Here is a 6109-nt window from a genome sequence, read left to right as displayed (position 1 = left end):
TTCATAATCTCTTAATGATCTATTTTCTACCTCGTCAGTAGAAAATATAACGCAATACACATCTAACAACTTAACCTGTTCAGCTAAGTTCGTTTGCTGTATCGCGTCGGGATGAGCTCATTATAGGGCAATTTCTTACACGTGCAAGTGTTTTTAACTGATTGTCTTATTGACTGTTTTATTTTTATGCACCATTTTGGTTCATTTTTATTCTGATTTAAATATAAATACATAATTTTAAAGCAAAAATATGATTAAAATATTTCTGCTTTATTTTTACTTACTTTTTCTCAGCTGCTGCTTTAATGCTCACACTGACAATTTTCACGGCTTGCTTTGGTACATTTTGATGCATTCCAAAGTTTGCTGTCGGTACCTGCGTGATTTTATCTACCACATCCATACCTTTAGTCACTTTACCAAATACTGTGTAACCGGCATTCATCTGGCTTTTATTTAAAAAGTCGTTGTCTACGGTATTAATGAAGAATTGACTGGTTGCAGAATTAGGATTGTTGGTTCGTGCCATGGCCAAAGTGCCACGCGTATTCTTCAATCCATTATACGATTCATTCTGGATGGGTGCCTTGGTCTGTTTCTCTACCATGTTGCCATCCATTCCCCCACCCTGAATCATAAAGCCAGGAATCACCCGGTGAAAAACAGTGCCGTTATAAAAGTTATCCTTTATATAGTCTTCAAAGTTTTTTGCTGAAATAGGCGCTTTATCATTAAATAGCTCTATTTCAATATTCCCCATAGAGGTTTTCATTTCTACTAAAGTATTTGCAGCCATCGCCTGCACACTCATGCATGCAGCACTGATAGCAAATAAGGTTTGTTTTAACATTTCTTTACTCTTCTACTTCAAGTTGTAATTGTGAATGTCTATATATTAATCTTTCAATATAAATATAACAGCTTCTCTTTTTGATATAAAACGAGTATTACAATGAGTGAAGAATTAAACACAACTACTTTTTCCCTTTATCCACCTTGGCATTTGCATGGTGATGCTTTTATTTTGAATTACTGGTTAACCCCTAAATTTATTGCACAGCATCGTACTTTTTATATTGCTCCTTCTCCGATTGGTCGCGTAGTACAGGTGATGCTGGTTCGTTATCACGATTCTCCTGTGGGCCCTTATGATGAATTACTGATTTTGGACCATCCTTTAATCAGTAAAAGACGTTTATCTTCCATTCCTAAAATTTATGTTTCTACCGAAGCTTCTATGGTAAATGGACAACATTTTTGGGGAATTCCAAAACAGCTGGCCCAATTTGAATGGCTGATCCATGATGATATGGTGCATTGCAATATCCGCTTTGACCAGCAAGAAATGAGTGTGTGCTTGCAGAAATATAAACATAGTCAAACTTTTTATGTGAATAGCCATCATTTACCGGCACGACTGCTTAACATCCAGCAAGCCTGGCAAGGTTTACGTTATCAATTCACTCCACAATTTCGCGGTAAGCTGAGCAAATTAAAACAAGCCAGCTGGAAAAACACCCAAGCTATCTTCCCCGATTTTTCTCAAGCCCGCTATTTACATAGTTTTTATGTTCCAGAATTTAGCCTGATCTTACCTAAAGCCAAAATTGAGAAAAAATAAAAAAGGTGTTTCACGTGAAACACCTTAAATAAAGCTCAAGACTAAGCTTAAAAAAACTAAGCATGCTTATCCCAAAACTTTCTGTAGCTTTTACTGATTTCAATCACATACTTTTTAGCACGGTAAGAAACTGGCGTTAGATTGACAAAACCGTGGGCTTGATCGGTATATTCTTGATAATGCACCTTTACACCGCGATGACGTAATTTATGGGCATAAATCTCCCCTTCATCATGTAATACATCATGACCCGCAGTCACTACAAAGGTAGGCGGTAATTTGTCATGCTTACCATAAGTCGGGGAAATCAGCGGATCATCCAGTTCGATCTGATGGGTATTTGCATAATAGTGAGTCACAAAATCCACATCTTTACTGGTTAAAACCAGTCCTTCATTATAAGCATAGAAGGATGGATGACGGCTTTTAAAATCGACTGCCGGATAGAGCAGCAATTGCGCTTGTGGTGCATACACTTTATGAGCGCTGCGTTGCGCGACTACCGTGCTGATATTGCCTCCCGCACTATCGCCAGCCACTGAAATTCTATTTTTCAAGATTTTAAGCTGCCTTCTGTTTTGATGTACCCATGCCAAGGCATCTTCACAAGTTTGAATCAGTTTACTCGGGCTTGCTTCAGGTGCTAAAGGATAGTCAATACTTAAAACCTGTACTTTCGCATGCACGGCAAGTAGCCGGCAGACTTCATCATGCGAATCTAGACTGCCTACAACAAACCCACCGCCATGAAAATACACCACCATGGGTAACTTTTTAGTCGGTGCAGGATGATAATGCCGCGCGAAGATGGTCCCGCTATGTAAGGGTAAGCGCAGATCTTCTACCTGTTTTACCGGGGTAGGTTTGCCTTTAATAGCTTGCATTTGCAAATCAAAGGTTTTTCGGGCTTGGATAATATCTTCACTGACAAAACCATTATTACCGCGTCTTAACTGGGCAGCCATCATGCATTGGATTAAAGGATCAAGTTCAGGGTATTGATGCGGATATCTTAAAATTTTAACTAAAGATTTTTGTGCAAAACTCGGCAATCGATCCAAAGTACGTGCAGCTGCACCTTGGCCTTTTTCTAATACGGTCTGTAAAGTTCGACTAAAAGCAACCATTATTGCACCTTCCTTTTATTTTAATCTTCACATTTTCTACATGATCAGCCAATGCTTGACCATACTCTTATATAAGTCTAATCATCTGTATACACAGTAAAAACATTCATACGCTAATCTTCTTTTTATACCTTGTCATTGACAATTTCCATGTATATTTCGGAGTGTTTTTGCTACTCCTTACAACAAGAAGGATAAACGTTATGGCTAAAAGACTGATCATACTGTCATTAGCGACGACATTTTTAGCTGTGGGGTGTGTCGCATTTCCTGAAGATGGCGCTTATTACGATGGACGTTATGACGATCGCTATGACCGAAATTATGGTTCAGGTTATGACTATCGATATGCACGTGAACAGGATCGTCAACGTTGGGAATATCAACAGCGCCAAAACCGCTTAGAGTTAGAACGTAAAAAACGGGAGCTTGAGCGACGTCAATGGCAACAGAACCGCCAAAAACAATCCGAGTGGGAACGTAAAAAACGTGAACAGCAACATCAATTAGAACAACGTAAAAGAATTGCTGAACAGAATCGAAATAACCAGTCCAATTGGGAGCGAAAAAAGCGGGAACTTGAACGCCAACGCGTAGAACAGCTGCGTAAGAAGATAGAGCTGAGACAGCGCGATAAAATGCAAGAAAGACGCGGCGATGATGGTCATCGCGATAGAGATCAGCGAGAACGTCAGCATCGTGATCACTGATTTCTTTCAAGCCCCTTCATTTTCGTTAATTTAATGCCCTTTTTTAAAGGGCATTTTTTATTGAATCAAAATAATCCGGCTTAGGACCGAATAGTTAAACTTTGCGAGATCGTTCAAATAAATGATAGAAGAGTTCTGATGATCATCTATGCTCAATTCTCAGTTTTAAAACTTATCTCTGCATTTAAAGCATCTCATCCATTCGCTATGGCGCTATGATTATGAAGTAGTTACGAATCTTGGGAAGCAAAACGAGATGGAGCGACACCTGCGTGAACTCAAGGATCTGCATGAGGATACCCCATCCCCTAGCTACGCCTGAGTTGAACTCCTCTTGAAGCAATGTATAAAAACTAAGAATAGGATTTATTTTTTAATTATTTAGAAGGAATTGATGGGTTAAAATTTTGTTAAATAGATTCCATACATTCGATTCCTGCACAATTTGCCAAATTTCAAGCAAAAAAAAAGCTTATCCAGAGGTTGGATAAGCCTAGAAAACACATTTCTTAAATACCAAAAGAAACTACAGCGATAGAATCTGGGTGAAATAATAACCACTTGCTGATTTTTTGTGAAATATATATTTCATTCAATATTGATCGTTTTTAAGTCTAAGTTTTAATTTTAAGATTGCTTTTAGCCTGAACAGCAATCGGTGCGTTAAACTTTCGTATGCTAGTTAAATATTTACTATTACTTATATTTTTACCAATATCAGCTTAATAATATTTCGCGCTATCAATTTACTCATAATTCATTCACAGCTCATGAGCTATTTCTAAGTTCAAAATTAAAAAACCGGGATTTTTAATCTTTTTTAATCAAATTAAACAGATTTAATTGCTTGTCTCGCTTGAATTTTTATCGTCTGCCCCGAACTCTGTATTAATCATGAATATTATCACTCATGGCAGTTCAGGATTAACGCAGTTAGCACTGAGGCCAAAAGGACTGACATGTTTAAAAACCCATTTAAACGGAGTAAATCTATGGCAACTGAGCAAAATCAAGACGCTCAAGATCTAGGGCAAGAGCAAGCTGAGCAACAAGCAGCAGAATCTCAAGCTGAAACAGAGCAAACCGAAGTTTCAGTTGAAGATTTACAAGCTCAAATCACCAAATTGGAAGAAAGTTTAAAACTGGAAAAAGCACGTACAGCCAATGCGGTCTATGAAGCACAAAAAAGCGTAGAACGTATTCAACGTGATGCTGAAAAGCATAAAGAAACAGTAATTGAGAAATTTGCAAAAGAATTACTCGACTCTGTCGATAATTTAGAGCGTGCCATCCAAGCTGCAGGCGGGATTGAGTCTCCATTACTTGAAGGTGTGGAGCTGACCTTAAAATCACTGCTCAATACACTGGAAAAATTTAACGTTGTAGAAGTCAATATGAACAACGGTTTCAATGCAGATTTACATCAGGCAGTTGGTATTGCACCGGATGTCAAAGCAGGTGAAATCGGTACGGTATTGCAAAAAGGTTATACCCTTTCAGGCCGTTTACTGCGTCCAGCAATGGTCCTTGTAGGTCAATAAGGTAAAGAAATTCGAGAGTTTTTCTATTTTTTTCATCTAAACAACTTGAAAAATTTTGAATGGCTCTCATATCGGATAACAAGCAAAAACATTGCAAAAAATAATTTTGAGGAAGCATCCAAATGGCTAAAATCATTGGTATTGACTTAGGTACAACAAACTCTTGTGTTGCCGTACTTGAAGGCGACAAAGTTAAAGTCATCGACAACGCTGAAGGCGCTCGTACAACTCCATCTATTATTGCTTATAAAGATGGTGAAATTCTGGTAGGTCAATCTGCAAAGCGTCAGGCAGTAACCAACCCTAAAAACACTTTATTCGCGATCAAACGTTTAATCGGACGTAAGTACCAAGACCAAGCGGTACAAAAAGATATCGGTCTGGTTCCTTACAAAATCATTCAAGCTGACAATGGCGATGCTTGGGTTGATGTCAACGACAAGAAACTTGCACCACAACAAATCTCTGCTGAAATTTTGAAAAAGATGAAAAAAACTGCAGAAGATTATTTGGGTGAAACAGTTACTGAAGCGGTAATTACTGTTCCTGCTTACTTCAACGATGCACAACGTCAAGCCACTAAAGATGCAGGTAAAATTGCCGGTTTGGACGTTAAACGTATCATCAACGAACCAACTGCTGCAGCTCTTGCGTTCGGTATGGATAAAAAAGAAGGCGACCGTAAAGTTGCAGTCTATGACTTGGGTGGTGGTACTTTCGACGTATCAATCATCGAAATTGCGGACTTGGACGGCGACCAGCAAATCGAAGTATTGTCTACAAACGGTGATACTTTCCTAGGTGGTGAAGACTTCGATAACGCGTTAATTGAATTCCTGGTTGAAGAATTCAAGAAAGAACAAAGCGTGAACTTGAAACAAGATCCACTTGCATTACAACGTTTGAAAGAAGCAGCGGAAAAAGCAAAAATCGAGCTTTCTTCATCGAATGCTACTGAAATTAACCTTCCATATATCACTGCAGATGCAACTGGTCCTAAACACTTAGTGATCAACGTAACTCGTGCAAAACTTGAAGGTTTAGTTGCTGATTTAGTTGCTCGTACTATCGAACCTTGTAAGATTGCTCTTAAAGATGCTGGTCTTTCGA

General features: G+C 38.5%; 6 protein-coding genes. 4 read left to right on the top strand and 2 right to left on the bottom strand.

The window, feature by feature from the left end:
• Positions 1–280: 280 nt before the first annotated feature.
• A complete protein-coding gene (locus B2Y23_RS13285; protein ID WP_291357377.1) occupies positions 281–850 on the bottom strand; it encodes a peptidylprolyl isomerase in 570 nt (189 codons plus the stop codon).
• A gap of 102 nt (positions 851–952) precedes the next feature.
• On the opposite strand from B2Y23_RS13285, the gene B2Y23_RS13280 reads away from it, so the two are divergent.
• Complete coding sequence (locus tag B2Y23_RS13280) at positions 953–1621, top strand: acetoacetate decarboxylase family protein (protein WP_291357379.1); 669 nt, start codon at positions 953–955, stop codon at positions 1619–1621.
• Between the two features lie 56 nt (positions 1622–1677).
• Here the strand turns inward: B2Y23_RS13280 and B2Y23_RS13275 are convergent, their stop codons facing one another.
• Positions 1678–2748, bottom strand: a complete 1071-nt coding sequence (locus B2Y23_RS13275) for an alpha/beta hydrolase (protein ID WP_291357381.1) — start codon at positions 2746–2748, stop codon at positions 1678–1680.
• 203 nt (positions 2749–2951) lie between these two features.
• On the opposite strand from B2Y23_RS13275, the gene B2Y23_RS13270 reads away from it, so the two are divergent.
• The 3 genes from B2Y23_RS13270 to B2Y23_RS13260 all read left to right on the top strand — a co-directional run.
• A complete protein-coding gene (locus B2Y23_RS13270; RefSeq protein WP_291371325.1) occupies positions 2952–3458 on the top strand; it encodes a hypothetical protein in 507 nt (168 codons plus the stop codon).
• A gap of 992 nt (positions 3459–4450) precedes the next feature.
• A complete protein-coding gene (gene grpE, locus B2Y23_RS13265; protein ID WP_291357385.1) occupies positions 4451–4999 on the top strand; it encodes a nucleotide exchange factor GrpE in 549 nt (182 codons plus the stop codon).
• Between the two features lie 122 nt (positions 5000–5121).
• Positions 5122–6109: Hsp70 family protein (locus tag B2Y23_RS13260; RefSeq protein WP_291371323.1), on the top strand; the 988-nt coding region annotated here is incomplete at its 3' end.

It is taken from the genome of Acinetobacter sp. UBA5934 (assembly GCF_002430855.1).
Classification (GTDB): domain Bacteria; phylum Pseudomonadota; class Gammaproteobacteria; order Pseudomonadales; family Moraxellaceae; genus Acinetobacter.
The sequence above is the reverse complement of the archived record's forward strand: the minus strand, read 5'-3'. Positions and strand labels throughout refer to the sequence as shown.

What these genes read in the sequence shown, in the direction of transcription:
- B2Y23_RS13285 (WP_291357377.1), bottom strand. Translation starts at nt 850, where the DNA reads ATGTTAAAACAAACCTTATTTGCTATCAGTGCTGCATGCATGAGTGTG.
- B2Y23_RS13280 (WP_291357379.1), top strand. Translation starts at nt 953, where the DNA reads ATGAGTGAAGAATTAAACACAACTACTTTTTCCCTTTATCCACCTTGG.
- B2Y23_RS13275 (WP_291357381.1), bottom strand. Translation starts at nt 2,748, where the DNA reads ATGGTTGCTTTTAGTCGAACTTTACAGACCGTATTAGAAAAAGGCCAA.
- B2Y23_RS13270 (WP_291371325.1), top strand. Translation starts at nt 2,952, where the DNA reads ATGGCTAAAAGACTGATCATACTGTCATTAGCGACGACATTTTTAGCT.
- grpE (WP_291357385.1), top strand. Translation starts at nt 4,451, where the DNA reads ATGGCAACTGAGCAAAATCAAGACGCTCAAGATCTAGGGCAAGAGCAA.